General features: G+C 35.0%; 24 protein-coding genes. 20 read left to right on the plus strand and 4 right to left on the minus strand.

Annotation, left to right across the window (positions count from 1 at the left end; genetic code table 11):
- Positions 1 to 4 precede the first annotated feature (4 nt).
- Positions 5 to 646 (minus strand): YigZ family protein, encoded by a 642-nt coding sequence (locus NW240_RS08390; RefSeq protein WP_258437119.1) that lies wholly within the window; start codon positions 644 to 646, stop codon positions 5 to 7.
- 114 nt (positions 647 to 760) lie between these two features.
- Between NW240_RS08390 and NW240_RS08395 the strand changes: the two genes are divergently transcribed.
- The 16 genes from NW240_RS08395 (at position 761) to NW240_RS08470 (ending at position 17796) form a co-directional block, all read left to right on the plus strand.
- Entirely contained in the window at positions 761 to 1645 is an 885-nt protein-coding gene (locus NW240_RS08395; RefSeq protein WP_258437120.1) for a DegV family protein, read from the plus strand.
- 58 nt (positions 1646 to 1703) lie between these two features.
- The gene (locus NW240_RS08400; RefSeq protein WP_258437121.1) at positions 1704 to 3101 is read left to right on the plus strand and encodes a DEAD/DEAH box helicase; all 1398 of its coding nucleotides are present in this window, start codon (positions 1704 to 1706) and stop codon (positions 3099 to 3101) included.
- Positions 3088 to 3876: a ComF family protein gene (locus NW240_RS08405; protein ID WP_258437122.1), complete on the plus strand. Its 789-nt coding sequence runs from the start codon at positions 3088 to 3090 to the stop codon at positions 3874 to 3876. Before NW240_RS08400 ends, NW240_RS08405 begins: the two co-directional genes overlap by 14 nt.
- A 119-nt stretch (positions 3877 to 3995) precedes the next feature.
- Positions 3996 to 4568 carry a ribosome hibernation-promoting factor, HPF/YfiA family gene (gene hpf / locus NW240_RS08410; protein WP_258437123.1) on the plus strand — a complete coding sequence of 191 codons (573 nt, stop codon included), beginning with the start codon at positions 3996 to 3998 and terminating at the stop codon, positions 4566 to 4568.
- A 226-nt stretch (positions 4569 to 4794) separates the two neighbouring features.
- Positions 4795 to 7251, plus strand: a complete 2457-nt coding sequence (gene secA / locus NW240_RS08415) for a preprotein translocase subunit SecA (RefSeq protein WP_258437124.1) — start codon at positions 4795 to 4797, stop codon at positions 7249 to 7251.
- A 76-nt stretch (positions 7252 to 7327) separates the two neighbouring features.
- A protein-coding gene (gene prfB / locus NW240_RS08420) for a peptide chain release factor 2 (protein ID WP_258437125.1) occupies positions 7328 to 8438 on the plus strand; the annotation gives its coding sequence in 2 pieces (ribosomal slippage) (positions 7328 to 7399 and positions 7401 to 8438; 1110 coding nt in all).
- Between the two features lie 38 nt (positions 8439 to 8476).
- Positions 8477 to 9166: a cell division ATP-binding protein FtsE gene (ftsE, locus tag NW240_RS08425; RefSeq protein WP_258437126.1), complete on the plus strand. Its 690-nt coding sequence runs from the start codon at positions 8477 to 8479 to the stop codon at positions 9164 to 9166.
- On the plus strand, positions 9153 to 10037 hold the full coding sequence (gene ftsX / locus NW240_RS08430; protein ID WP_258437127.1) for a permease-like cell division protein FtsX: 885 nt from the start codon (positions 9153 to 9155) through the stop codon (positions 10035 to 10037). Before ftsE ends, ftsX begins: the two co-directional genes overlap by 14 nt.
- Before the next feature lie 139 nt (positions 10038 to 10176).
- The gene (locus NW240_RS08435; protein WP_258437128.1) at positions 10177 to 10944 is read left to right on the plus strand and encodes a response regulator transcription factor; all 768 of its coding nucleotides are present in this window, start codon (positions 10177 to 10179) and stop codon (positions 10942 to 10944) included.
- Positions 10941 to 12698 (plus strand): two-component system histidine kinase PnpS, encoded by a 1758-nt coding sequence (pnpS, locus tag NW240_RS08440; protein WP_258437129.1) that lies wholly within the window; start codon positions 10941 to 10943, stop codon positions 12696 to 12698. Before NW240_RS08435 ends, pnpS begins: the two co-directional genes overlap by 4 nt.
- Before the next feature lie 177 nt (positions 12699 to 12875).
- Entirely contained in the window at positions 12876 to 13784 is a 909-nt protein-coding gene (pstC, locus tag NW240_RS08445) for a phosphate ABC transporter permease subunit PstC (protein WP_258437130.1), read from the plus strand.
- Positions 13784 to 14599: a phosphate ABC transporter permease PstA gene (pstA, locus tag NW240_RS08450; protein ID WP_258437131.1), complete on the plus strand. Its 816-nt coding sequence runs from the start codon at positions 13784 to 13786 to the stop codon at positions 14597 to 14599. Before pstC ends, pstA begins: the two co-directional genes overlap by 1 nt.
- A gap of 1 nt (position 14600) precedes the next feature.
- On the plus strand, positions 14601 to 15362 hold the full coding sequence (gene pstB, locus NW240_RS08455) for a phosphate ABC transporter ATP-binding protein PstB (protein WP_258437132.1): 762 nt from the start codon (positions 14601 to 14603) through the stop codon (positions 15360 to 15362).
- A gap of 20 nt (positions 15363 to 15382) precedes the next feature.
- On the plus strand, positions 15383 to 16042 hold the full coding sequence (gene phoU, locus NW240_RS08460; protein ID WP_258437133.1) for a phosphate signaling complex protein PhoU: 660 nt from the start codon (positions 15383 to 15385) through the stop codon (positions 16040 to 16042).
- Between the two features lie 139 nt (positions 16043 to 16181).
- Positions 16182 to 17165 (plus strand): substrate-binding domain-containing protein, encoded by a 984-nt coding sequence (locus tag NW240_RS08465; protein WP_258437134.1) that lies wholly within the window; start codon positions 16182 to 16184, stop codon positions 17163 to 17165.
- Positions 17166 to 17259: 94 nt separating this feature from the next.
- Positions 17260 to 17796, plus strand: a complete 537-nt coding sequence (locus tag NW240_RS08470) for a TIGR01440 family protein (protein WP_258437135.1) — start codon at positions 17260 to 17262, stop codon at positions 17794 to 17796.
- Here the strand turns inward: NW240_RS08470 and NW240_RS08475 are convergent.
- Positions 17793 to 18284 (minus strand): SRPBCC domain-containing protein, encoded by a 492-nt coding sequence (locus NW240_RS08475; RefSeq protein ID WP_258437136.1) that lies wholly within the window; start codon positions 18282 to 18284, stop codon positions 17793 to 17795. The two genes, NW240_RS08470 and NW240_RS08475, sit on opposite strands and share 4 nt — an antisense overlap.
- 101 nt (positions 18285 to 18385) lie before the next feature.
- On the opposite strand from NW240_RS08475, the gene coaBC reads away from it, so the two are divergent.
- From coaBC to NW240_RS08495, 4 genes are all read left to right on the plus strand, one after another.
- A complete protein-coding gene (gene coaBC / locus NW240_RS08480; protein ID WP_258437137.1) occupies positions 18386 to 19609 on the plus strand; it encodes a bifunctional phosphopantothenoylcysteine decarboxylase/phosphopantothenate--cysteine ligase CoaBC in 1224 nt (407 codons plus the stop codon).
- A 10-nt stretch (positions 19610 to 19619) separates the two neighbouring features.
- Positions 19620 to 20360 carry an ABC transporter ATP-binding protein gene (locus NW240_RS08485; protein ID WP_258437139.1) on the plus strand — a complete coding sequence of 247 codons (741 nt, stop codon included), beginning with the start codon at positions 19620 to 19622 and terminating at the stop codon, positions 20358 to 20360.
- Entirely contained in the window at positions 20353 to 21618 is a 1266-nt protein-coding gene (locus NW240_RS08490; RefSeq protein ID WP_258437141.1) for an ABC transporter permease, read from the plus strand. Before NW240_RS08485 ends, NW240_RS08490 begins: the two co-directional genes overlap by 8 nt.
- Before the next feature lie 99 nt (positions 21619 to 21717).
- Positions 21718 to 22800: a M42 family metallopeptidase gene (locus NW240_RS08495; RefSeq protein WP_258437142.1), complete on the plus strand. Its 1083-nt coding sequence runs from the start codon at positions 21718 to 21720 to the stop codon at positions 22798 to 22800.
- Positions 22801 to 22861: 61 nt separating this feature from the next.
- Here the strand turns inward: NW240_RS08495 and gshAB are convergent, their stop codons facing one another.
- Together gshAB and NW240_RS08505 are read right to left on the minus strand one after the other, a co-directional pair.
- Positions 22862 to 25141, minus strand: a complete 2280-nt coding sequence (gshAB, locus tag NW240_RS08500) for a bifunctional glutamate--cysteine ligase GshA/glutathione synthetase GshB (protein WP_258437144.1) — start codon at positions 25139 to 25141, stop codon at positions 22862 to 22864.
- A gap of 108 nt (positions 25142 to 25249) precedes the next feature.
- A partial coding sequence (locus NW240_RS08505; RefSeq protein ID WP_258437145.1) for a hypothetical protein occupies positions 25250 to 25433 on the minus strand: 184 nt, incomplete at its 5' end.

Below are 25433 nucleotides of genomic sequence, written 5' to 3' on the forward strand. Positions count from 1 at the left end.
AAATTTATTTTTTAAAGGGCATGTCTATATCTCGATCACCTAAATTATCAATTTGAACTTGTCCGCTAAAAAAATTAACTAAGTAGCTATCAAATTCATCTAGATGGTCAGAATGAATAGCGATTGTCATTTGTATTTTTTCAAGATATTCTGTAGATAAAACTGAGGGTAGGCCTGGCATTTGGTCAAGATTATGATTAAAGCGATCAAGCTGTGCATAATCTATTTCAATTTGAAGAATCGTTTGATTAACATTTTTAATTTTTTTTGCCAATTGGCAGCTTTCACTAACCGCTTGGGTGTAAGCGCGAATTAAACCACCTGCACCTAACTTGGTTCCGCCAAAATAGCGAACAACAACAGCTGCGATAAAAGTTAATTTTTCTTGACGAAGGACTTCAAGCATCGGTAGCCCAGCTGTTCCAGTTGGCTCGCCATCATCACTCATGCGTTGGATACTTGAATCCGCTTCTAAACTAAAAGCATAACAGTGATGATTTGCTTTATAATGCTTTTTTTGTATACTGAGCAGGTGCTGATTAAATTCTTCTTCACTTTTGATGGGGATGAGATAACAAATAAAGCGTGATTTCTTTATTTCAATTTCGTGTATAATTTCTTTTTGGATACTTAAATAATTAAACATATAGCTTTCCTTTCATTTATGTTAGGATAAGTAATAATTTTGTGATTCTTTAAACAGTTTAACATATTTTAAAAATTAACTGATTATTAGACAGACAGGGAATGGTAGTGAAAAATGAAAACAGCAATTATAGTAGATTCTACAGCATATTTAAACCAGGAAATAGCTAGCCAACCAAACGTTTTTCAAGTCGATCTTAGTGTCATTTTTGATGATGGAACGGTTTTTAAAGATTCATCTGATATTGATCAGCAGACACGTTTTTATCAGTATATGGAGAAAAGTGATCGATTACCTAAGTCTTCTCAACCGCATCCAGGTGACTACTATCAATTAATGGATCAGATAGTTGAAGAAGGTTTTCAAGCAGTTATAGCTATCCACCTATCCTCAAAAATATCAGGAACTTTAGCTTTAGCGCAATCAGTACTAGCTGAATACCAAGATCGTATTCAAAGCTATATTATCGATTCGAAGTCTTCATGCATAGTCATTGAAGGTTTAGCAAGGAAAGCTATGAAAGGTCTCGAATCAGATAAGGATTTAGAAGATATCGTGGCTGAACTAACTTGGCAAGCAAATCATACACAAACTTATTTGATGGTCGAAGAATTAGATAACCTAGTTAAAGGTGGCCGTTTAAATGCAGGTTTTGCTACCTTAGGCCAACTGCTTAAAATTCGCCCCTTATTACATTTTGATGAGGAAGGGAATATTCTTCTGTTTGAAAAAATCCGTACTAATAAAAAAGTCTATGCTAGATGGATTCAATTAATTCAAGTAGCAATGGAATCCTATCCTCAAGGTGTTCAAATTATGATGACACATGCTAATGCTAAAGAAGAATGCAGTCTGGTTGTGGGATTAATAGAAAAAGAGTTATCAATAAGTGATATAGACACTAACTCAATTGGTCCTGTTATTGGGACGCATACTGGAAAAGGCTGTATTGGCCTAGCCATAATGCCTAATTACGATTCAGATAAAACAAATAAATAATAGCGTTAATTACTCTCCTTCTGTGTACTTTATAAAAAGACACGGAAGGAGATTTTTGATGGAGTGGAAGGAATATTTTATTGGTCAATTAATGACTCAAAAAGAAGTTGAATTGATCTGGAATAAATATTTATCTCAATCTAGCTTGAAATTAGAGACGATATTTAATCATTTATATTCTATGCCTACTATAAAAATAAAACAGAAGTATATCCTTTGTTCCAGGTGCAATTGTCAAGATCAACAACAATACTATATGATTTCTTTTAATAAAAGTAAGATTATTTATTGTTGTGCTTGTATTCAAATGGGAAGAATAAGCAGTAGCGACTTTCTTTATTATCTACCCAATAATAAACCATTAAAAATAAGAAATAAAAAGTCTTTTCTCACTTGGCAAGGAGAACTTTCTCCGCAGCAACATAAAGCTTCTCAAGAAGTTCTAAAACAATTAAATGATAGTAACCATCCGCATTTAATTCATGCTGTAACGGGGGCGGGTAAGACCGAAATGCTTTTCCCAAATATCGATGAAATTTTGAGAAAAGGGGGGAAGATAGCTGTAGCTTCTCCTCGAGTTGATGTCTGTATTGAGCTATTTCCAAGGATTAAATCTGCTTTTAATTCGGTTAAGGTTCTTTTATTGCATGGAAAAAGTGAAACGAAATATGAGCCGTGTGACATTTTAATTACAACCACTCATCAACTACTAAGGTTTTTTCAAGCTTTTGATTTATTGATAGTGGATGAAGTGGATGCCTTTCCCTATGTTGATAATGACTGTTTACATTTTGCTGTAAATCGAGCAGTAAAAGAAAAGGGTAAGCTCATTTTTATGACAGCAACGCCAGATAAAAAAATTGTGAAGGCAGTTAAAAAAGGTTTGATTTACGAGACTGTTCTACCAGCGCGTTTTCATGGTTTTCCTTTAGTTGAGCCATTGTTTTTTTGGTTAGGGGATTGGAAAAGCCACTTAATAAGTGAACAAACCAATTCCAAGCTTTTTTCTAGTTTGAAAGATTTTGTTGCGCTTGATGGTCGAAAGTTAATTTTTATAGCCAATATAAAATTGGCTATTTTACTGTCTGAATGGCTGAACAAGCAATTTAAATCTCTTTCTCTTAGCTATGTTTATTCATCGGATCCTTTAAGGCATATGAAAGTAGAAAAAATGCGTGAAGGCTCTTATGATTTATTGATTTCTACATCCATTCTCGAAAGAGGAGTAACTTTTGAAAATTGTCATGTTTATATTCTCGGTGCTGAAGATCCCCTTTTTTCCAAATCAGCTTTAGTTCAAATGAGTGGTAGGGTGGGTAGAAAAGCTTCATATCCTTCAGGAATAGTTATTTTTGGTCATTATGGCATTACAAATGAAATGAAAAGAGCCGTTAAAGAAATTAGGGAGATGAATCAATTAGCGAGGAAGAGAGGACTTTTAAATGCAAAAATTTAATCAAGGAGTTTGTTTGATGTGCCAAAAAAATTATGAACGTGATTTAACTTGGCAACAGTTATTTTCCTGGGAAGTTATTGAGTTTGAACCATTATGTGGAGACTGTTTTAAAAAATTCGTTCCGTATCGTTTTCAAGGTGAGAGGTGTAGAGCTTGTGGAAGAAAATTAGATGGTAGCACTCAATATCAATCTAGTCATAGACTTAAAGATACTGATGAGTATTACTGTCTGGATTGTTATCGTTGGCGCAAAATATACCCTCTAAAACTCATTAATAACCAAGCGGTTTTTGACTACAATGATAGTTTTAAAGAGTGGATTACTCGTTATAAGTATGATGGAGATTGTCGCATGGCTAGTGTCATGAAACAGGCTTTAAAGAAGGCATATAAACAATATGCAAACTACATTTGGCTTGTTTTAACTAGTTCTGAGTCAAGTTTAAAAGAAAGATTGTTTCATCCGACTGCTTATTTATTAGAAATAGCTGATATTCCCTATTGTTGTCCCTTTCGCTACATCGGAAACGAAATGAGACAAGCAGCCAAAAGTCGAAAAGATCGCTTAGCACTCACTCGTCCATATGCTTGGATAAATATAGAAGAAGAAAGACTAAAAGGAAAAAAAGGTTTTCTGATTTTTGATGATGTGTATACAACAGGAGCCACTATGATTCAAGCAAAATTAGAAATCACACAAAATTTTGAAGCTATTAGCAAAGGGAAAATAGATTTAAAAAGTATTACTTTAGCAAGAAATCAATTGATCGGCTAAAATATGCAGCGCTTTCAATCGTTGGGTGCGTATGTTATAATATCATTAAGCTAGTAATAGCTTTTGGGTTTAAGGTCTATCGGGTCTTAGACCAAATAGAGAGGAAATGAGGGATATTTATGTTTAACTATAATGTTCGTGGAGAAAATATCGAGGTTACTCAAGCTATTCGAGAGTACGCTGAAAAGAAAGTTTCAAAACTTGAACGTTTTTTCAATGATGTACCGAATGCAACAGCTTATGTGAATTTGAGGGTTTATCCTGATAAAACAGCAAAGGCTGAAGTAACTATTCCTTTATCTTTCTTAGTGCTCAGAGCTGAAGAAACAACTCATGATTTATATGCAAGTATTGATTTTGTGGTTGATAAATTAGAGCGACAAGTAAGAAAATATAAAACTAAAATTAACCGTAAATCACGTGAAAAAGGCTTTGAAGGAATTACCGCAGCAGATTTGGCACAAGCCTCAAATGCTAATGATCACGAAGATGAAAGTGAACCAGATTTACAAATTGTTCGTTCTAAGCGTATTGCTTTAAAACCGATGGATTCAGAAGAAGCTGTTTTACAAATGAATATGTTAGGACACGATTTCTTTGTATACAAAGAAGCAGAAACGAATGAAATTAATATCGTTTATCGTCGTAAGGATGGTCGATATGGTTTAATAGAAACAGCGAGAATGGATTAAATAAAAGGTAAATCTTAAGCATAGAATGTATTTAAATACAAAGTGAAGGGCTGACAAAAGTCCTTCACTTTTTTTATTGTTAGATAATAAAAAGAATTAGACGAATACAAGAGAGCAGTATAGAAAATTGTTTGAAAGTCGAGTTTTTAATGATACAATGTTACAGTGAGAAAATTTATTCAGGATATGAATAAACAAGGATAATGGGAATTAAAGGAGCATATAAATGGCCAACTTTTTAAAAAATTTAATCGAGAATGATAATGCTGAATTGAGAAGAACAGGAAAATTAGCTGACCAAGTAATCGACTTAGAAGAAGAATATCGCACGATGACTGATGAAGAATTGCGTGCCCAAACCACAATTTTAAAAGATAAATTAGCTAGCGGAAAAAGCTTAGATGATATTCAGATAGAGGCATTTGCGGTTGTAAGAGAGGCTGCCTATCGAGTATTAGGTTTACTAGCTTATCGTGTTCAAATTCAAGGTGGTTTTGTCATTCATAATGGTGATATTGCCGAGATGAAAACGGGTGAAGGTAAAACCTTGACCGAGACAATGCCTGTTTATTTGAATGCTTTGTCAGGTAAAGGGGTTCACGTTGTTACTGTTAACGATTATTTAGCAACGCGTGACTCTAAAGAGATGGGAGAAGTTTTCCGCTTTTTAGGGTTAACCGTCGGTTTAAATCTCAACTCAATGAATGCCGCTCAAAAGCGTGAAGCTTATGCTTGCGATGTAACTTATTCTACAAACAATGAGCTAGGGTTTGATTATTTAAGAGACAACATGGTTGTTTACAAATCTCAAATGGTTCAAAGACCACTATACTTCGCAGTAGTAGATGAAGTGGATTCTATCTTAATTGATGAGGCGCGTACTCCGTTGATTATTTCGGGTCAAGGTGAGAAATCAACAGCTCTTTATAATCGAGCAGATTACTTTGTTAAGGGATTGAAGGAAGAAGAAGACTACACTATAGATTTAACTTCTAAATCAATTGTTTTAACAGACATTGGAGTTGACAAGGCTGAAAAAATCTTCCGTTTAGAAAATCTTTATAATGTCGAAAATTCAACATTGGTTCATCACATTGATCAAGCTTTACGTGCAAATTATATTATGATTCACGATATTGACTATGTGGTAGACGAAGGAGAAGTTAAGATTGTCGATCCATTTACAGGGCGTATCATGGATGGACGTCGATACTCAGACGGACTTCACCAAGCGATTGAAGCCAAAGAAAATGTAGAGATTCAAGATGAGTCCAAGACTATGGCAACGATAACTTTCCAAAACTACTTCCGTATGTATGAAAAGTTATCAGGAATGACGGGAACAGCTAAGACGGAAGAAGAAGAATTTAGAGAAATTTACAACATTAATGTTGTTTCTATTCCAACTAATCGACCAGTTATCAGGGAAGACCATCCAGATTTACTTTATCCGAACTTAAAAGCTAAATTTGCAGCAGTTGTTGAAGAAATTAAAGAGCGTCATGCTAATGGTCAACCTATTCTAGTAGGGACAGTGGCTGTAGAAACTTCAGAGTACTTATCAAAATTATTATCAAAAGAAGGAATTCCTCATGAAGTCTTAAATGCTAAGAACCACTTTAAAGAAGCTGAAATTGTTATGGCTGCCGGTCAAAGAGGTGCGGTAACAATCGCGACCAATATGGCTGGACGGGGAACCGACATTAAATTAGGCTCAGGAGTTAAAGAAGTAGGCGGACTGGCTGTTATTGGGACTGAACGTCACGAATCACGTCGAATTGATAATCAGTTACGTGGACGGGCAGGTCGTCAAGGAGACCCGGGAGCATCACAATTCTATTTATCACTAGAAGATGACTTGATGCGTCGTTTCGGATCAGATAGAATTCAAAAGGTATGGGAAAAGCTGAATATGACTGATGACAACAATGAGGGCGAGGATCTTGCTATTCAAAGTAAGATGTTATCCCGTCAAGTTGAATCTGCTCAAAAAAGAGTAGAAGGTAATAACTATGATACTCGTAAGAGCGTTTTAGAGTACGATGAAGTTATGCGTGAGCAAAGAGAAGTTATTTATGGTCAAAGATTAGCAGTCATTAATGAAGAGGAAACCTTAACTCCTCATATTAAAGCAATGATTAAACGAACCATTGAGCGTGAAGTGGCCTATGCTACTGAAAACGAAGAAAAGGATTGGAATTTGGATAGTCTATTAGACTTCGTTCACAACACTTTATTTAGTCCAGAAAAAATCTCGGTTAAAGACTTAGAACGTAAGACTAGAGAAGAATTAATAAATTATCTATATAATGAATCTGTTTCGGCCTTTGACGAGAAAATTGCTTTATTGAATGGGCCAGAACAAGTTTTAGAATTTGAAAAAGTAATTATTCTGCGTGTGGTTGACTCGAAATGGACAGACCATATTGATGCGATGGATCATTTACGTCAAGGGGTTGGGCTAAGAGCATATGCTCAAACAAATCCTCTAACAGAATATCAAACAGAAGGCTTTGATCGCTTCCAAGAAATGATTGCAGCAATTGAATATGACATCACTCGATTCATAATGAAGGCACAAATTCGTCAGAATTTGGAGAGGGAGCAAGTTAATTCTACTACTCCTCGAGTAAAACCAAGTTCAATGCCTAAACACCAAAGTGTAAAAACATTAAAAGGCTAGTATGACAGAATAGCAAAGGTCCTGCGGATTAACTCCAAGGGACCTTTTGTGTCAATAAAAAAAGCAAGGTGATACGATGGAAATATATGAAATTAAAGACCAAATAGAATCAGCTCAACTTAACATAGAAAAAATTAGGGGGTCTCTTTGACATCGATAAATTAGAAGCAGACACTGCTGAGATGGAATCAAAGATGCTAAGGGAAGATTTTTGGGATGATAATCAAGCAGCGCAATCTTTAATTCAAGAATTAAATAAATGTAAACTCGAAAAAGATTCTTTTTATCAATTAGAAGAGGGTTTAGACGATGTGATGATTGGTCTAGAATTAATTGAAGAAAGCCTAGATTCTGAATTACAAAAAGAGCTAGAAGAAAAGTTGATCATACTCAATAAACAGATTGATGATTACCAACTATCTCTTCTTTTATCAGGGGATCATGACCATCTTAATGCTATTGTGGAAATTCATCCAGGAGCGGGAGGAACTGAATCTCAAGATTGGGGAGAAATGCTATTGAGAATGTATGAGCGTTGGGCGAGTCACAACGACTATGCGATAACATTTATTGATTATCAAAATGGGGATGAAGCTGGCATTAAAAGCGCTACGTTTGAGGTTTCTGGCTATAAAACATACGGACATTTGAAGTCGGAAAAAGGCGTCCATCGTCTAATACGTATTTCGCCATTTGATTCAAATGCACGTAGACATACTTCTTTTTGCTCAATCGATGTTACCCCAATGATAGATGATTCGATTGAGGTAGAAGTAAATCCAGAAGATTTACGAATTGATACTTATAGAGCCTCAGGAGCGGGTGGGCAGCATATCAACAAAACTTCTTCAGCTGTTCGAATTACACATCTTCCTACTGGAATAGTTACTCAAAGCCAATCCAATCGCTCACAAATCCAAAATAAAGAACAAGCAATGAGTCTCTTGAAAGCAAAACTTTATCAAAAAGAAGTTGAAGAAAAGGAAGCTGAATTACAAGCGATTAAAGGCGAGCAAAAAGATAACGCCTGGGGTTCTCAAATTAGGTCCTATGTTTTCCACCCTTACTCAATGGTAAAAGATCATAGAACTAATTATGAAACGGGTAATATAGATTCGGTAATGGATGGTGAATTAAATCCTTTTATTGATGCTTACTTAAGATGGAACATCCAAGAAGAAAAATAATTGATAAGAGAGAAGAAAATCCAGTATGCGAGGTGAAAATGTTGATTAAGCTAATTAAAGCAAGTAAAAAGTACGATAATGGAATTTGGGCAGTTAAAGATGTGAGTCTTGAGATAAATAAAGGAGAATTTGTTTATTTGGTAGGACCCAGTGGTTCTGGGAAGTCTACACTGATGAAATTGTTAAATCGTCAAGAGGAAGTTACAAGTGGTCAGGTGATTGTTAATCAATTTAAAGCACACGACTTATCCGAAAGAAAAGTTCATTTATTACGAAGACAAGTAGGAGTAGTTTTCCAAGATTTTAAACTATTGAACCAATTTACAGTAGCTGAAAATATCGCTTATGCACTAGAAGTTACAGGTGAGAGTAAAAAGAAAATTAACAAGCGCGTATTGGAAGTTCTTGATATCGTTGGCTTAAAGTCTAAAATGCACCAATTACCAAACGAATTATCAGGTGGAGAGCAACAAAGAGTTTCCATAGCCAGGGCTTTAGCTAATCGTCCTCAAGTACTTGTGGCAGATGAACCGACAGGTAATTTAGACCCAACGAGTGCAGTTTTGATCATGCGAGCTTTAGAAAAGGTTAATCGTTCTGGAGTTACTATTTTAATGGGAACACATAATGATAATATTGTGAACTCCCATCCTCATCGAATTTTGCAAATGCATCAAGGCAAATTGGTGAGAGATATACAAAGAGGTGTAAAAAATGAAATGGATTAGAACCCGTATTCGTCATCTTAGGGATGGCATGAGAAATTTATTTCGAAATGGGTGGATGACTTCAGCATCAATCGTTGTTATGAGTCTTACTTTATTTTTATTAGGTACCTTTTTTGTTTTAGTATTAAACATTAATCAATTAACAGAAACTATTGAAAATGAGATTCAAGTACGAGTGATGATTGATCCTTTAGCAGAGGTCTCTGATGAACGAGGTCTTGGAGAAGAAATAGCAGAAATCGATAATGTTGAGAAAGTTGTTTATCGCTCGGCAGAAGATGAACTAGAATCCTACCAAGAAGTTATTACAGAAGATTTTGATGTGTTAGTGGATAAAAATCCTCTTAATAACATGTACTTAGTAACAGTGAATTCTGCCAACTCATTAGAAGAAGTGACCGAAAAAGTGCAAAAGTTAAAATGGGTCCAAAGTGCTAACATAGGCTCGGTCAATCTCGAAGGATTAATTCAAACCATTGAAATTATGCGATATGCTATAGCTATTTTAGGAACTATTTTTATTCTGATAGCTATCTTGCTTATCTCGAATACAATTAAAATGACTATTCAGTCACGTTCAAGAGAGATTGAAATTATGGAACTAGTAGGTGCTAGAAAATCTTATATAAAGGCACCATTCGTTATTGAAGGAGGAAGTGTTGGAATTATTGGTGCTGCCATAGCCAGTACTATTTTGTATTTTTCCTACCAAGCGATTCTTGGCCTAGCTCAAGAGTTATTGGCTTTTAATCCTGATTATGCAATGCCTATATATCCTAACATTCTCTACATTGCGGGTGTTTTAATCGTTTTAGGCTATATCTTGGGTATTTTAGCAGCAAAAAGAGCGGTAAATAAATTTTTAAAATAAAAGATTTAAAGACTTCCTATTCTTATGAAAAGGAAGTCTTTTTTTATAGTATGACATTGAGCAGAATAGAAGAAATCTTTTAATAGATAGGGGCGTCTGATAGAATAAGAAGGTAATTAGAGATCCTAGGAGGTTGGGTATGAAAAGAGTACTAGTTGTCGATGATGAACAATCGATATTAATGTTACTAGAATATAATCTAAGTCAAGCTGGCTATGAAGTGGTTACTGCAGAAGATGGTAAAACTGCTTATAAAATGATTAAAAAAGAGAAGTTTGATTTTATCATCCTAGATATTATGCTTCCAAAAATGGATGGAATGGATGTATGTCGCCGTGTGCGTCAAGAAAAGATTGAAACGCCTATTTTAATGTTGACAGCCAAAGATGATGAATATGATAAGATTATCGGCCTGGAATTAGGAGCAGATGATTATATGACCAAACCTTTTAGTCCTAGAGAAGTTATTGCTAGGATAAAGGCAATCGGCAGAAGAATTCAAAGTAGTGAGAAAAGTACAATAGAAGTTGACAATCAGACAGATTCAGTTGATATAACTCCTCTGCAAGCACCTTCTATTGCATCAGAAAATCCGAATGATGTAATAAAGTTGGGTAAACTAGAGATATTTCCAGGTCGCTATGAAGTTAAATGTGATGGAAAATTAATTGATTTAACCCCTAAAGAGTTTGAACTCTTGCTTTATATGGCTGTTCGAAAAGGACGAATTTTGAGTCGTGATCAATTGCTTAATAATATATGGAATTTTGACTACGCCGGTGAAACAAGAATCGTCGACGTTCATATTTCACATTTGAGGGAAAAAATTGAAAGCGACACGAAAAATCCTGAATATATTAAGACCGTAAGAGGATTTGGTTATAAATTTGAGGTGCCTCAAGTATGAAACTGGTAGACCCGAGCAAAAGACGCCGTCAATTAGGAACGGGAATTTTACTATTTATGATTGGTATTTCATCTTTAGCTTATCTGGGATACAGGCAAATGAATCAGACTATCTATATGCTTTTTGAAAATCAAGTAGAGACTCATTCAAATTCAATTTTTGTTAAAAATAAAAGTGGGATAGAAGATTATTACCAAGACTTAGAAAGAATTATTAATGGAGAAGATCGAGAAGCTTTTTTAATTTCTCAAAATAAAAATTCAGAAAAACAATTGATTTTGTCTACTTTATGGAGAAAATCAAAAGAAGGGAATACTAAGAGCAGTCTTAGTATTATTGATCAAAAGATTAAAAAAAATAAGGATCAAGAAACGTTTTCATGGAGAGCGGATCAAAGAATCTATTCTGCTAAAAAGATAAAATGGAATAAAAAGACTTTTTGGATAGTGGAATCGGTAAATAAGAATCAGTTTGCTTTCAAATGGCGACAATATTGGAAAATGGTGGCAATTTATTTTATGGTACAGTTTGCTCTAGTTTATTTAGCTATTAGGTTAGCTTTATTAAAAACTACGGGGCCGATTCAATCAATAAGACAAGGTATCGAAAAAATCAAAGAATCGGATTATCATTATGAATATCTTGAACATTCAATTCCCGAAGTTAATCAATTAGGACAATCAGTTACAGATATTGTTAAATACCTAGGAGAGGATCGAAATGATCTGATATCTGGACAACAACAATATTCCTTATTGTTGGAAAATATCAATCTTGGCGTATTAGTTATTGACTCTCAAGGTAGAATTGACCTTATGAATCCAGCTTTAGAAGAAATTTTAGGATTGTCACCTACTGTAATTGGTCGTCCTTATCAAGCGATTTTGAAATCTTTTCAGTTAATCACCCTAATTAATCGAGTGATGCAGACACATTCACCTATTCAAGAAGAAGTAGAAGTTTATGTACCTAAATCAAAATTCTTGGATGTTAACATTCTTTCTTATCAAGAATACCAAGCTAGTGAGATGTCTTTTTTAGTGTTACTCTATGATATTACTGAGATCCGCCGGTTAGAAACGGTGAGAAGTGAATTTGTAGCCAACGCTTCGCATGAATTAAGAACCCCTGTAACTGCTATTAAGGGCTTCGCAGAAACGCTTTTAAATGGTGCCTTAAAAGATAAGAAAGCAGCTAATAAATTTGTTAATATTATTGCCAAAGAAAGTAATCGATTAGAAATGATTATTGAAGATATTCTTGAGTTATCTCGCGTTGAAAAAAGCGAAAACAATATACCTAGAGCAAGCTTTTATGTGGATAAAGTAACAGAAAATATGATTGAGTTTCTTTCTCAAAAAATTGCCCAAAAATCGATTAGGGTAGAGCTGATTTCTAGTGACAACATTGCTTTAAAAGCAGACCAACATCGCTTTGAACAAATTTTAACTAATCTATTAGATAATGCCATTAACTATTCAGATGAAGGTAGTCAAATAACAATTAGTATTAAAGAAAAAAAGAAAAAAATTGAAATAACGGTTGCTGATACAGGAATAGGGATACCCGAAACAGAAATGGATCGTATCTTTGAAAGGTTTTATCGAGTTGATAAAGCACGCAGTCGAAATTCAGGTGGAACAGGCCTTGGGCTTTCGATAGTGCGCAATTTAGTCAAAATGATGGGCGGTAAAATCGAGGTAAAAAGTCAAGTGGGAGTAGGAACATCGTTTACGATTATTCTACCTAATTAATGATGGCGCTTACAGTTGGGAATGTTATAAGTAAGCCCTTTATCCAGCTTCTTGTAACGTATTTGTAACATTATTTGCTGAAAATTTACAAAGAATTTACATAGGTAAAGTACAATAACTATGTACTATCAATGTAAGAATTATTGTAGTCAAGTAAATTGTGGAGGAGTTGTCTTAATGCAGGGTAAAGCGTTAGAAAGATTCATGAAATATGTCTTTATGTTTTGTGCATTCTTATCTATTTTATCAATAATTTTAATCTTCTATTTCATCTTTGTAGGTGGAACTGTGGATGACGGAGTTTGGAAATTCCAAGGTGGAATTCCTTTTCTAATGAAGCATGGCTTCTTAAAAACCTTTGTAGGTCAGCAGTGGCAGCCTTCTTGGAAAGAGCCGCTTTATGGTATTTTCCCTTTTATTATGGGATCTATCTACGTTACTGTTGGCGCTATTGTTGTTGGGGTTCCCATTGGAGTTCTAACGGCTATTTTTATGGCATATTTTTGCCCGGACTTTTTATATAGAATCTTTAAGCCAGCAATTAACTTAATGGCAGCTATTCCTTCAATCGTTTATGGTTTTTTCGCTCTTCAAATGATGGTTCCATTTATCAGAGGTTTAAAGTTTTTACCAGCTAATAACGGAATGAATATACTGACAGCATCGGTCTTATTAGGTGTAATGATTCTACCGACTGTAATTGGACTTTCAGAAGCAGCTATTCGAGCGGTGCCGAGACACTATTATAATGCTTCAATGGGCCTTGGTGCTACACATGAGAGATCTGTTTTAAATGTCATCGTGCCAGCTGCTAAATCCGGTATTTTATCTGCCATTATCTTAGGGATTGGTCGTGCGATTGGTGAAACAATGGCGGTGGTATTAATTGCTGGAAACCAACCAAGATTAGCTAAAAGCTTGTTTGAAGGAACAAGAACATTAACCACCAACATTGTGTTGGAAATGGGATATGCAAGCGGTGATCACCAACATGCACTAATTATGACGGCCTCTGTATTATTTGTTTTTATCTTAATTATTAACGGAACCTTCATGTGGATTAAATCGAAAGGAGATAGAAATTAATGAGCGCAAAAATCATTCGTTTTATAGTGTGGTTGGCGGCATTATTTACAATAGGTATGCTGCTCTTTATAATTGGCTTCATTCTTTGGAATGGGTTGCCGGTTATGAACACTCAACTCTTTGCATGGGAATACAATTCAGATAATGTATCAATGATGCCAGCTATAATCTCAACCTTAATCATGATAGGGTGCTCACTTTTAATATCTGCTCCAATCGGAGTCTTTTCAGCCTTTTATTTAGTTGAGTATGCTGACCGTGGAAATCGTTATGTGCATTGGATTCGATTAGCAACTGACACACTGGCGGCGGTTCCTTCAATTGTTTATGGCTTATTCGGAATGTTATTGTTCGTAAACGTAATTTTTAAATCTTACTCGCACATTGCTGGAATACTAACACTATCCATTATGATTTTGCCAATCATTATTTCTTCAACAGAAGAAGCCTTGCTTTCAGTTAATAATTCTTTAAGGATGGGTTCTTTAGCTTTGGGTGCTGGAAAATTGAGAACGATTTTTACAGTTGTTCTTCCAGTTGCCATGCCAGGTATCTTATCTGGAATAATCTTGGCAATTGGACGTATTGTAGGGGAATCAGCGGCTTTAATTTATACTATGGGTACGTCTTCAGGTATGATTAAAAACTTATTAAGTTCGGGAAGAACATTAGCTACACATATGTATGTTTTATCTTCAGAGGGTTTTCATGTTAAAGAAGCTTATGCAACAGGAGCGGTTCTAGTATTGATGGTCTTAATTATCAACTGGTTATCTACATTGTTAGGCGCTCGATTAGGTTCAGGAGGAAAATAAAATGGCAAACAAATCAAAATTCTCAGTTCAAAATTTAGACTTTTATTACAGTGATTTCCATGCATTAAAAAATATCGACATGGAAATAGAAGAAAATTTGGTAACGGCCCTTATCGGACCTTCTGGTTGTGGAAAATCTACATTCTTAAAAATTTTAAACAGAATGCAAGATTTGACACCAGGCACTCGAGTTGATGGAAAAGTTGCTCTTGATGGTATGGATATTTATGATAAACGAATGGATGTAAATGATTTACGTAAAAGAGTAGGAATGGTTTTCCAACAACCTAACCCTTTTCCGAAATCTATCTATGACAACATTGCATACGGACCTAGAACTCATGGCATAAAAGACAAAACACAATTAGATCAAATAGTAGAAGAGTCTTTAAAAGGAGCGGCTATATGGAACGAGGTTAAAGATAAACTTCACCAAAATGCCACAGCTGTATCAGGGGGCCAACAACAAAGAATTTGTATTGCTCGTGCTATTGCTAACCAACCTGAAGTTATTCTAATGGATGAACCTACTTCTGCTTTAGACCCTATCTCTACAAACAAAATTGAAGATTTAGTAAGTGAATTAAAGAAAAAATATACTGTAATTATCGTTACGCACAATATGCAACAAGCCGGACGTATTTCTGATAAAACTGCCTTTTTCTATGAAGGTGTGGTGGTTGAATTCGATGAAACCGAAAAAATCTTCTCGAATCCAGCTAATGATCAAACACAAGATTATATTTCTGGACGCTTTGGATAGACACTTGAAAGGAGTCAATCATGAGAAATATTTATACACAGGATTTAGAAGACTTTTCAAATAAATTATCAGAACAAGCAACTGCAGTCATTGAGAACGTACATTTAGCTATTAATGCTTTTAATAATAGCGATACTAGTGCGGCATCCAAATTAAAAGAAGCGGATCAAGAAATTAATCAATTAGCGAATGAAATTGAAAAAGAAGCTTATCGTTTAATAGCTTTACAACAACCTGTGGCAGAAGATTTACGTTTGATCTTTACAGTAATGAGTATCAGTGTTGACTTAGAAAGAATTGGTGACCATGCTGTATTAATAGCCAAAAATGTTAATCGATCGGACGAAGAAACAGAAAAAATCAAACATTTAACAGAAATAATTAATAAAATGGCTCAAATGGTTTTTGAAATGATTAATGATGTTCTAGAAGCATTTTCAGAAAGAGATGCGGTGAAAGCACAAGAAATTGCCGATCGTGACGAATTAGTTGATGCATGCCTTAAACAACTATACAATGATTCTGCCTTAAGAATGGAGAAAAATCGTGAGGCAGTAAGTCCAGGGATTAATTATCTAGCAATTGGTAATTCAATTGAAAGAATTGGTGACTATGTGACTAATATATGTGAGCGTATTGTCTATCTTAAAAGAGCAGAAATTGTGGATTTAAATCACTAGACTTTACTCAAACTTAACATTAAATTTACACGAAATTTACAAACTTTTTGTATACTATGAATGTGCTGATATTGAGTGAGTTCGATATTAGTTATGTAGTAATGTCGTTGATTTGATAAAATTTAAGGAGATGTAATTAATGAAAAAATCATTAAAAGCTTTACCATTAGTAGCTGTAGCAGGTTTAGGTTTATCTGTAGTTGTTCCAACAATGGCTCAAGAGGGACCAATTAATGTAATCAGTCGTGAAGACGGTTCTGGTACTCGTGGCGCATTCGTTGAAATCGTAGGCGTAGTAGACGAAGATGATAACGATTTAACAACTCAAAACGCTACTGTACAAAACCAAACATCTGGTGTAATGCAAACAGTTGCTGGAGATCCTTCAGCAATTGGATATATCTCATTAGGATCACTTGATGAGTCTGTAAAAGCAGTTAAAGTTGATGGTTCTGACGCAACTCCTGAAGCTATCAAAGCTGGAGACTATCCAATTGCTCGTCCATTTAACGTAGCTTGGTCAGCGGAAAAAGAATTATCTGAAGTAGCATCAGATTTCTTAACATTCATTCATTCTGAAGAAGGGCAAGCAGTTGTTGAAGAAGAAGGATACATCAGCGTTACACCTGCTGGCGAAGAATTAGATGAAGCTACAGACGAAGAAGAAACTGAAGAAGCTGCAGAAGAAATGGAAGAAACTGAAGAAGAAATGGAAGAAACTGAAGAAGCTGCAGAAGGAGAAGAAGAAAGTGAATTAGCTCCTTATGAAGCAACTGCAGAATTAGAAGGAACGGTTGAAGTTGTTGGATCTACTTCTGTATCGCCTTTAATGGAAAAACTTGCTGAAGCATATAAAGAATTCCAACCAAATGTTGAAATTAATATTACTTCAAATGGTTCATCTGCAGGTATGGAAGCAGCAATGAATGATACTGCTGACTTAGGTATGGCTTCTCGTGAATTAAAAGATGAAGAATTGGAAGTTTTAGAGCACGATGCAATTGCTATCGATGGTATCGCAGTAGTGGTAAACAATGAAAATCCTGCTGAAGAAATGACTCTAGAAGCTATTCGTGGAATCTTTTTAGGAGAAATCTCTACTTGGGAAGACGCGGTTAAATAATTAGCTACTAATACAAACAAAGCGCACCTTGGGTGCGCTTTTTTATTTGCGATTAAATGTGGTAAAATGAAGGAAAATACAGAAGGTGATAATCATGGAAATAGAATTAGAAATCGATCGATTAATGGGAGAAATTGAGGATTTGTTCCAGGAAAAAGTAGAATCTCAAGATATTTTTGTCTTAGGTTGCTCAACATCTGAAATGGCAGGTGGAAAAATTGGCAAGGATTCACGTCCAGAGTATGGGGAACAATTAGTCAAGGCCCTAATTAAAACTACAAACAAGATGGGGCTTTTTCTTGCCGTTCAAGGCTGTGAGCATATTAATCGCAGTTTAGTGATAGAACGCCAAGCAGCTAAGAAATATGATTTAGAGATTGTCTCAGTTGTTCCGGCTTTGCATGCAGGTGGAGGGGCAGCGGTAGCAGCCTATCAATTGTTTAACGATCCGGTCATGGTAGAACATGTACAAGCAACAGCTGGAATTGATGTTGGAGAAACACATATAGGTATGCATATAAAACATGTGCAAATTCCCGTTCGTTTTAAGTACAATCAACTAGGATCTGCAAGGGTAAATGGTTTATCATCGCGACCAAAATTAATTGGTGGAGAACGCGCAAATTACTAAATGTATTCTTTAATTAGTTTTTCAACATACTGGTCAATTTGATAGTAACGGCTCTTTTTATCGATGGCTTCTTTATTGTTCAAGAGTGTTTCTAAAAGTTCTAAGTTTAAAATCCATTGGCTAAGCTCGTGATGAGATTGGTCTGTAATGAGTGGCACCCAATACTGGAAGGCGAGATAGGTTTCCGAATGATTTGTCGATGATAACTCTATCTTAATGAACCCCATACTCCAAGTAAAAGAAAATAAACGAGGGCTATCAAAGGCTAATATTTCTGCATGCTGTTCGTTTTTATTTTGGTCAGTATAATGCAAATGATTGCCTACCTCAATTTCATCTATTAGGGAAAGGTCACTCCACCATTTTTTCATCAATGATTTATCTGTTAAAAAGGACCACACATCTTTTTGTGGTTTATTAAATAAGTATGTGAATTCAATGGAATAGTTATCCTCACCAAGATTAATTAAGTTTATTTCAGGTAACATAGGAATCTCCTTTATCTTTTTATACAGTTTAACATGGAAAGATAATTACTTGAATAGATGTTCTCAGTTTTATAAATAATAAGATAGATAGGAGCTCTAGAATGGTTCTACTAGGTAAAAAAATTGGTGTCGTTGTCACAGGTGGAATTGCAGCTTACAAAGCAACAGAATTAGTACGTCAACTTATTAAAGCGGGGGCAATTGTGCGCGTATTAATGACAAGTTCAGCGAGTGAGTTTATAACTCCACTAACCCTTCAAGTGCTTTCACGTCATGAGGTTCTGACAGATACTTTCAGTGAAAATGATGCTGAACATGTTCAGCACATTGAGTTTGCTGATTGGTGTGATCTTGTAGTTGTGGCTCCTGCAACAGCTAATATTATAGGGAAATTATCAAATGGCATTGCAGATGAAATAGCTTCTACAACATTGTTGGCTGTTCATTGTCCGTGCTTAGTATGTCCGGCAATGAACACAAATATGTATCATCATCCTGCCACTCAAAGAAACTTAAAACGCCTACAGGAAGATGATTATTACTTGTTAAAACCAGACACGGGCTTTTTAGCAGAAGGTTATGAGGGTAAAGGACGCTTACCTGCTATTACTCAGATTGTTGAAAAGCTTGAAAGTATAGCAGCTAAACGTTTTTACCCTCAATTATTAAAGGATAAAAAAGTGATTGTAACAGCAGGTGGTACGAGAGAAAGAATCGATCCGGTTCGTTATATTTCCAATGATTCTTCTGGCATAATGGGCTATGCTATGGCCAAAATTGCGAGCTTTCTGGGAGCAGAAGTCTCCTTCATTTCCACTAAAGACCACTTTCCAATGATGGATAATATGAAATTAATCTTAGTAGAATCAGCCCTTCAAATGCAAAAAGAAATCAATGAGCGTTATGCGCAAACGGACTACGTTATTATGGCAGCTGCGGTGAGTGACTTCAGAATGATGGATCAAGCTGAACACAAAATTAAGAAGAAGGATCAAGAGAGTGAGAAAATCATATGGGAACTTACAGAAAACCCAGATATTTTAGCGGAATTAGGACAAAATAAAAAGCAGCAAGTTTTAGTTGGCTTTGCTGCGGAGACTCAAAACTTAATCGAATATGCCCAGAGAAAATTAAAGTCAAAAGGAGCAGATTGGATTATCGCGAATGATGTCTCTCAGAAAGACATCGGCTTTAATTCAAAAAACAATCAAGTGACTCTTTTAAATGAAAAAGGACAAGTTATGAACTTGCCGAAAATGGAAAAAATTGATTTAGCAAGAAAAGCTTGGGAAATTATTTTGAATGATCAAATTGTTGAAGATTAGAGGAGAATAAATGAAATTAGCAGTTGAAAATCTAACAAGCGGTTATCGCAATGTTCCAGTCATTAAAGATGTAAATTTTGAAATTCATTCAGGCGAAATAGTCGGATTAGTTGGTTTGAATGGTGCAGGAAAATCAACGCTTTTGAAAACTATTTTAGGACTTTTACCTAACCAGTCAGGTCAAGTGTTATTTGATGGCATATCAATTGCAGAAGACCATCAAAAGTATGCTAGTCAAATTGCTTATATTCCTGAAACGCCTATTTTGTACGAAGAATTAACTTTGAAGGAGCACTTAGAAATGACCGCTCTTGGGTATCAAATCCCGATGGAAACAGTTATGCAAAGAGCCCAACCTCTTTTAAAGAAATTTCGCCTAGATAAAAAGCTAGAGTGGTTCCCCACTCACTTTTCTAAAGGAATGAAGCAAAAAGTAATGATTATTTGTGCTCTAGTTACGGATGCTCAATTATTGATTATTGATGAACCATTCTTAGGATTAGATCCATTAGCCATTCAACAATTCATAGATTTATTGAAGAAGAGTGCAGCTTCTGGCCGATCGATTATATTTACGACACACATTTTAGCGATTGCTGAGGACTTGTGCGATTCTTTTCTTTTACTTCAACAAGGACAACTTGTAGCTCAAGGAGACTTAAATCAGTTGCAAACTATTTATAATTTCCAAGGAGCGAACTTAAACGATATCTATATGACCATGACTAAAACAGGTGAAGTTAATGAATAATTTGAATCAATTATTTAACAAAAGAGCGAATCAATTATTAAAAGAAATAGGGAAATATGGTCGATTAATTTTTAATGATCATTTCTCCATAGTGATTTTCGTACTGATGGGTTTTCTAGCTTTGACTTATAGGGATCTCCTTGAAAGATTAAATCAAGCTTCCTATTTTTCTTTCGTATGGATGATTCCTTTGATGATAGCTTTTTTTCTTACAGTATTTTTAAACCTCGGGCACCCTTTATGGTTAAATCATGAGGCTGACCGATCTTATTTATTTCCTAGGGGGAGGGATTGGTTTAAATATTGGCGAAAAGCTTTTATCTACACCGCACTTTCTCAAGCAGGCCTAGCTCTTTTAATAGGTTTTCTCTTCTATCCGTTGATCTCAATTGTGAGTGATTGGAATCAAAATAATGCCGTTTTCTTCTGTTTTATTTATGCAACTTTAAAAGTTTTAGCTGTGATCAATCAATACCTAAATCTTTATTATCAAAATAGCCATTTTTTATCCAGAAATTCCGTAAAAACACTCAACTATTTTACCGGAGTATTTATAACTATAAGCTTTTATTTACCAGATCCCTATCCACTAATAATAATGCTAGTAGTAAGCGGGTTATATCTAACGATTGTATATTGGCGTTATCGGTTATTAGCTAAAAATCTTATCGATTTTGAGTTCGTTATTAAACAGTCTCAAGCTAATAAATCGCGTTTTTATAAGCTGATTTCACTATTTGCAGATGTTCCACAAGTAAAAACACCTATTAAGGAACGGAAATGGTTGTATCCTTTGATGAATTTGATTCAAGGGAAAAAGGTTAATCGATATAGCTATTTCTTCGCTCGAATGATTACACGACATGAAGGCTATTCAGGTATATGGCTTCGTATTACAGTATTTATTCTGATCATCATTTTGTTATTGCCTGAAAATTGGTTGGCATTAACGATAATAGGGGTAATTGGTTTTTGGCTCGCACTCATTCAAATATTGCCGATTTACTTACTAGGAAATAATTTACCTTTTCAATTACTTTATCCCACTCAAGATTTACAATTGAAAAAAGCAGCTTTTCAGAAGATGTTAGCTTCAATTTTGGCAATGATGATGCTTGCTTTTTGTTTGGGAATGCTAGTTAAAGTAGGTTTATCCTTAACACTTCTGTGGGTTTCTTGTGCTTGGCTAATAATAATTTTAGCTATAATCTACTTGTACGTCCCTATTTGGTTGAAGAAATTAAAAAAAGAAGTCTGATTAAAGAATCCCTCTTTAAATAAAAAAGAATTTCTTTGATTGAAAACGAATTCTTTGTTAAAATTAATACAAATACTTATTAAGAAAGTAGGATGCAAGATGTCAGTAAATGAAGAATATCTTAAACGTCTAACAGAAGTTAACGGAATCGGTGGCAACGAGCGTTATGTTCGCGAATTGTTTAAAGAAGAAACTAAAGACCAAGCAGAAGAATATCTGCAAGATGGTTTGGGTGGTATTTTTGCTAAGCATACAGGAAATGTGGATGGACCACGCGTTATGTTAGCTGCTCACCTAGACGAAGTTGGTTTTATGGTTAAAGAAATTACCGATGAAGGATTTCTTAAATTCGTAACCATTGGTGGTTGGTGGAGTCAAGTTGTCTTAGCACAACAAGTAACAGTAACTACAAGAGAAGGTAAGACATTCCATGGTGTAACAGGATCTAAACCTCCACATGTACTAACTGCAGAAGCTCGTAAAAAGCCAATGGAATTTAAAGATATCTTTATTGACTTAGGTGCTTCTTCTAAAGATGAAGTTATGGAATGGGGTATTCGTCCTGGTGATATGATCACTCCATATATCGAAACACGTCGTATGAATGGCACTAAATTCCTCTTAGGTAAAGCTTGGGATAACCGTATTGGTATGGCAGTTGCAATTGATGTGTTGAAGAATTTAGCTAAAGATGGTCATGAGACTGTTCTATTCTCTGGAGCTAACGTACAAGAAGAAGTTGGTCTACGTGGAGCTAGAGTTGCGGCTCATATGATCAATCCTGATATTTCATTTGCTTTAGATACTGGTACAGCAGGTGACACACCTGGTATGACTAAAGATGAGTCTGCAAGTAAATTAGGAAAAGGACCTCAAATTATTGTTTACGATAGCTCAATGATTGCTCATCGCGGCCTACGTGAATTTGTAGTAGAAGTGGCTGATAGAGAAAACATTCCTTATCAATTCGAATTTATTCCTGGTGGTGGGACAGATGCTGGTGCACAACACTTATCCTTAAATGGTATTCCATCCATTGCGATTACTGTTCCAGTTCGCTATTTACATTCACATACTTCTGTTATTCACGAAGATGACTACTTAAATATGGTTAAATTAGTTACAGCAGTAGTAAAAGAGTTGAATGCAGAGACAATTAAGCAAATTAAAGATAACGCATAATAATAATAAATTAAAAAAACCTAGGTATCAGTGATTTGATACCTAGGTTTTTTTAAATTTACTAATGTAGTTCAGGAAATAAGAGTTCAAGCGCTTGTTCAGCTAAAGGTTGTGCCTGTCCGATAGCAGGAAAAAGGTGCAAACTCATCATTGGATTGTAGTTAGCCTCTAGCACAGCGTAAGAATTGGAGTTAGATATAGGTTCTCGATAGTTCTTAATAATGATATCTACTCCACAGAAAGTGGCTTTCATGGCTGCGGCTGTTTGTTCCGCAATTTTAATAAAATCTGAATGAACTTGATTGGTTCGATCGATGGCAATTCCTCCTGAAGAAACATTGGAATTTTTTCTTAAGTAGACTTTTTTACCATTAAAGGGAATTGATTGAAGAGAATAACTTTGGTCTGCAAGAGTTAATCTTTCTATTTCACCTTTTTCTAATAAGGTAAGAGGAGCTAGATGTCTAGGCCCTCTGAAAGGATGTTGGTTTTCCAGGTCAATTAACTGTTCAATAGTGTGCTGGCCATCACCAATAATATGAGCGGCTTGTCTTTCACAAATAGCTAAAACTTTTTGATTTTGCACATAAAATCTCAGTTCAATCCCTTCAATAAATTCTTCAACTAATACCGTGTGATCATGTTTAAAAGCTTCTTTCATAGCTTTTATATAGGTTTCTTTTTCTGGAAAATTGTCGAAGATAGTAATCCCCAAACCATAGTTAGTATTTTGTGGTTTAATTACAATTGCAGATTTATCTAATAGAGTATAATATTTGATTGCTTGGTTTAAATTGTTGAATTTTCTTCCTTTAGGTGTCTGAATATTTTCTCTATCAAGCACGAATTTAGTAGCTGTTTTGTTATCCATTAAGAAGTATGAAACCTGACTATCCAAAGAAGTCATGTTGGCATTTTTGATTAATTCTGTATGCTCATTGAATTGAAGTTCAATTAAGTTATCCTCCTTATCAATGATGGTAACTTGAATGCCAAGTTCTATCGCTTTTTTTATTAAGGCTTGTGTCGAAAGTTCTAACTTCTCGAAACCATGTAGGAGATACTTGTTTTTTAAAGATTGTTTTTGAAAAGTTTGACTGAGTTTAAGCAAGCCTTTGGTAAAATCTTTGAAGTCGGTATATTGACTAGTAATTTGGCCTGAAAGTGTATGGATAGGTAGTTCTATTTGTTCCAATTTTTTAGAGACAAGATGACTTAAATAAGAGTCAGGATAAAAATGAAAATCAAGATTTTTGGCTACAGCTAGTAGGGTTTGTGAAAAAGACTTAAAAAGTTCTTTATTAATTAATGGATCTGTAGGGTTTGATTCTGCTGTGTTTTGGTTACGCTCATTTGCTAGATGAATTTCCTCTTCACTAATTGATTGTTGATGAAGAAGTAAAGAAAGAATCCATACTTTAATAAAATCGAGATCTTCTAAACTAATTCCAAAAAGTTGAAAAGGATTAAGATCAAAATTTCTAAATTCTAAGTAAGAAATACCTTCAGTAAGCATAGCTCGATTAGGTTTAGCCCCTCGCATTCGAACATCTCGGTAGAGTTCCTTCTCAAAATGAAGAAAACCTCGAGAAATGAAATCTTCAATATCTGTGACATATGTATAAAAATCTTGATAAGAAACTGAAACGTTTTGACTATTCCTGTAGCCATAGCGACTTTGGCGAACCGATTTCATAACAGTTTTGTGAGGTTTGCCGTATAAAACAGTCTCATAATCATCTGAAAAATAAGGGGTGGCCCCTAAAAGATGGGTTAATACCCAACGGTAATACAGATATTTGCGCGTCAAGTCCATGTAGACCTTATTGCGATTGGAGACATATTCTAATTCTGAGACTTTCAATTTTTGATTCAAAAGCTGTTCATTAATTTGAAAGTTATAATGGATGCCTGATAGTAGTTGAACTTTTTTACCATAGTATGAAATAAGATATTTACGATAATTATAGTCACCTTGATCATCTAATACAGCGCTTCGAATTTGATTAATATTAGATAGTCGAGGTGGCATACTATAAGGCCAAAGCGTTTCTACTGGCTTTGAAATTGAAATTCTATCCTGTGCTATCTGGTGGAGGGCAGCCAACCAGTTGATTACCTCTTCATTAGTAGAAAAGGGTGGAGTAATTAACTCTAATTGACTTTCTGAAAAGTCAGTTTGAAGATAAGGGTGAAAGGAGCGATTTCCCCAATCATGAGGATGGTCACTCTCACTAATTAATCCGTTGGAATTAATTCGAACAGTTTCTCTTTCGAGACCGACGGTTGATTCCCAAAGTAACGGTAAATCTTCGATTGTAAACTCAATATTATTAGTCATAAGAAAGCTCCTCTTATATGAAGTAATTAATATTATAACAAAGCGATAAGAAAAAATGTGAAAAAAGTTTGAAAAGACTCTTGACTTAAGATAGCAACACATGCTATATTATTTCTTGTCGTCACGAACGACCAAAACGAAAGCAAAAAAAGTTTGAAAAAACTTCAAAAAAGGTTTGACAAAAAAACCAAACCATGCTAGTATATAGAAGTTGTCACTTCTGACAGCGAAGCTCATTGAAAACTGAACAAAGACAAACACCAAAATGTGTAAGGGTCTATTCGTAAAACCG

Source organism: Facklamia sp. 7083-14-GEN3, assembly GCF_024742075.1.
Taxonomy (GTDB): domain Bacteria; phylum Bacillota; class Bacilli; order Lactobacillales; family Aerococcaceae; genus Facklamia.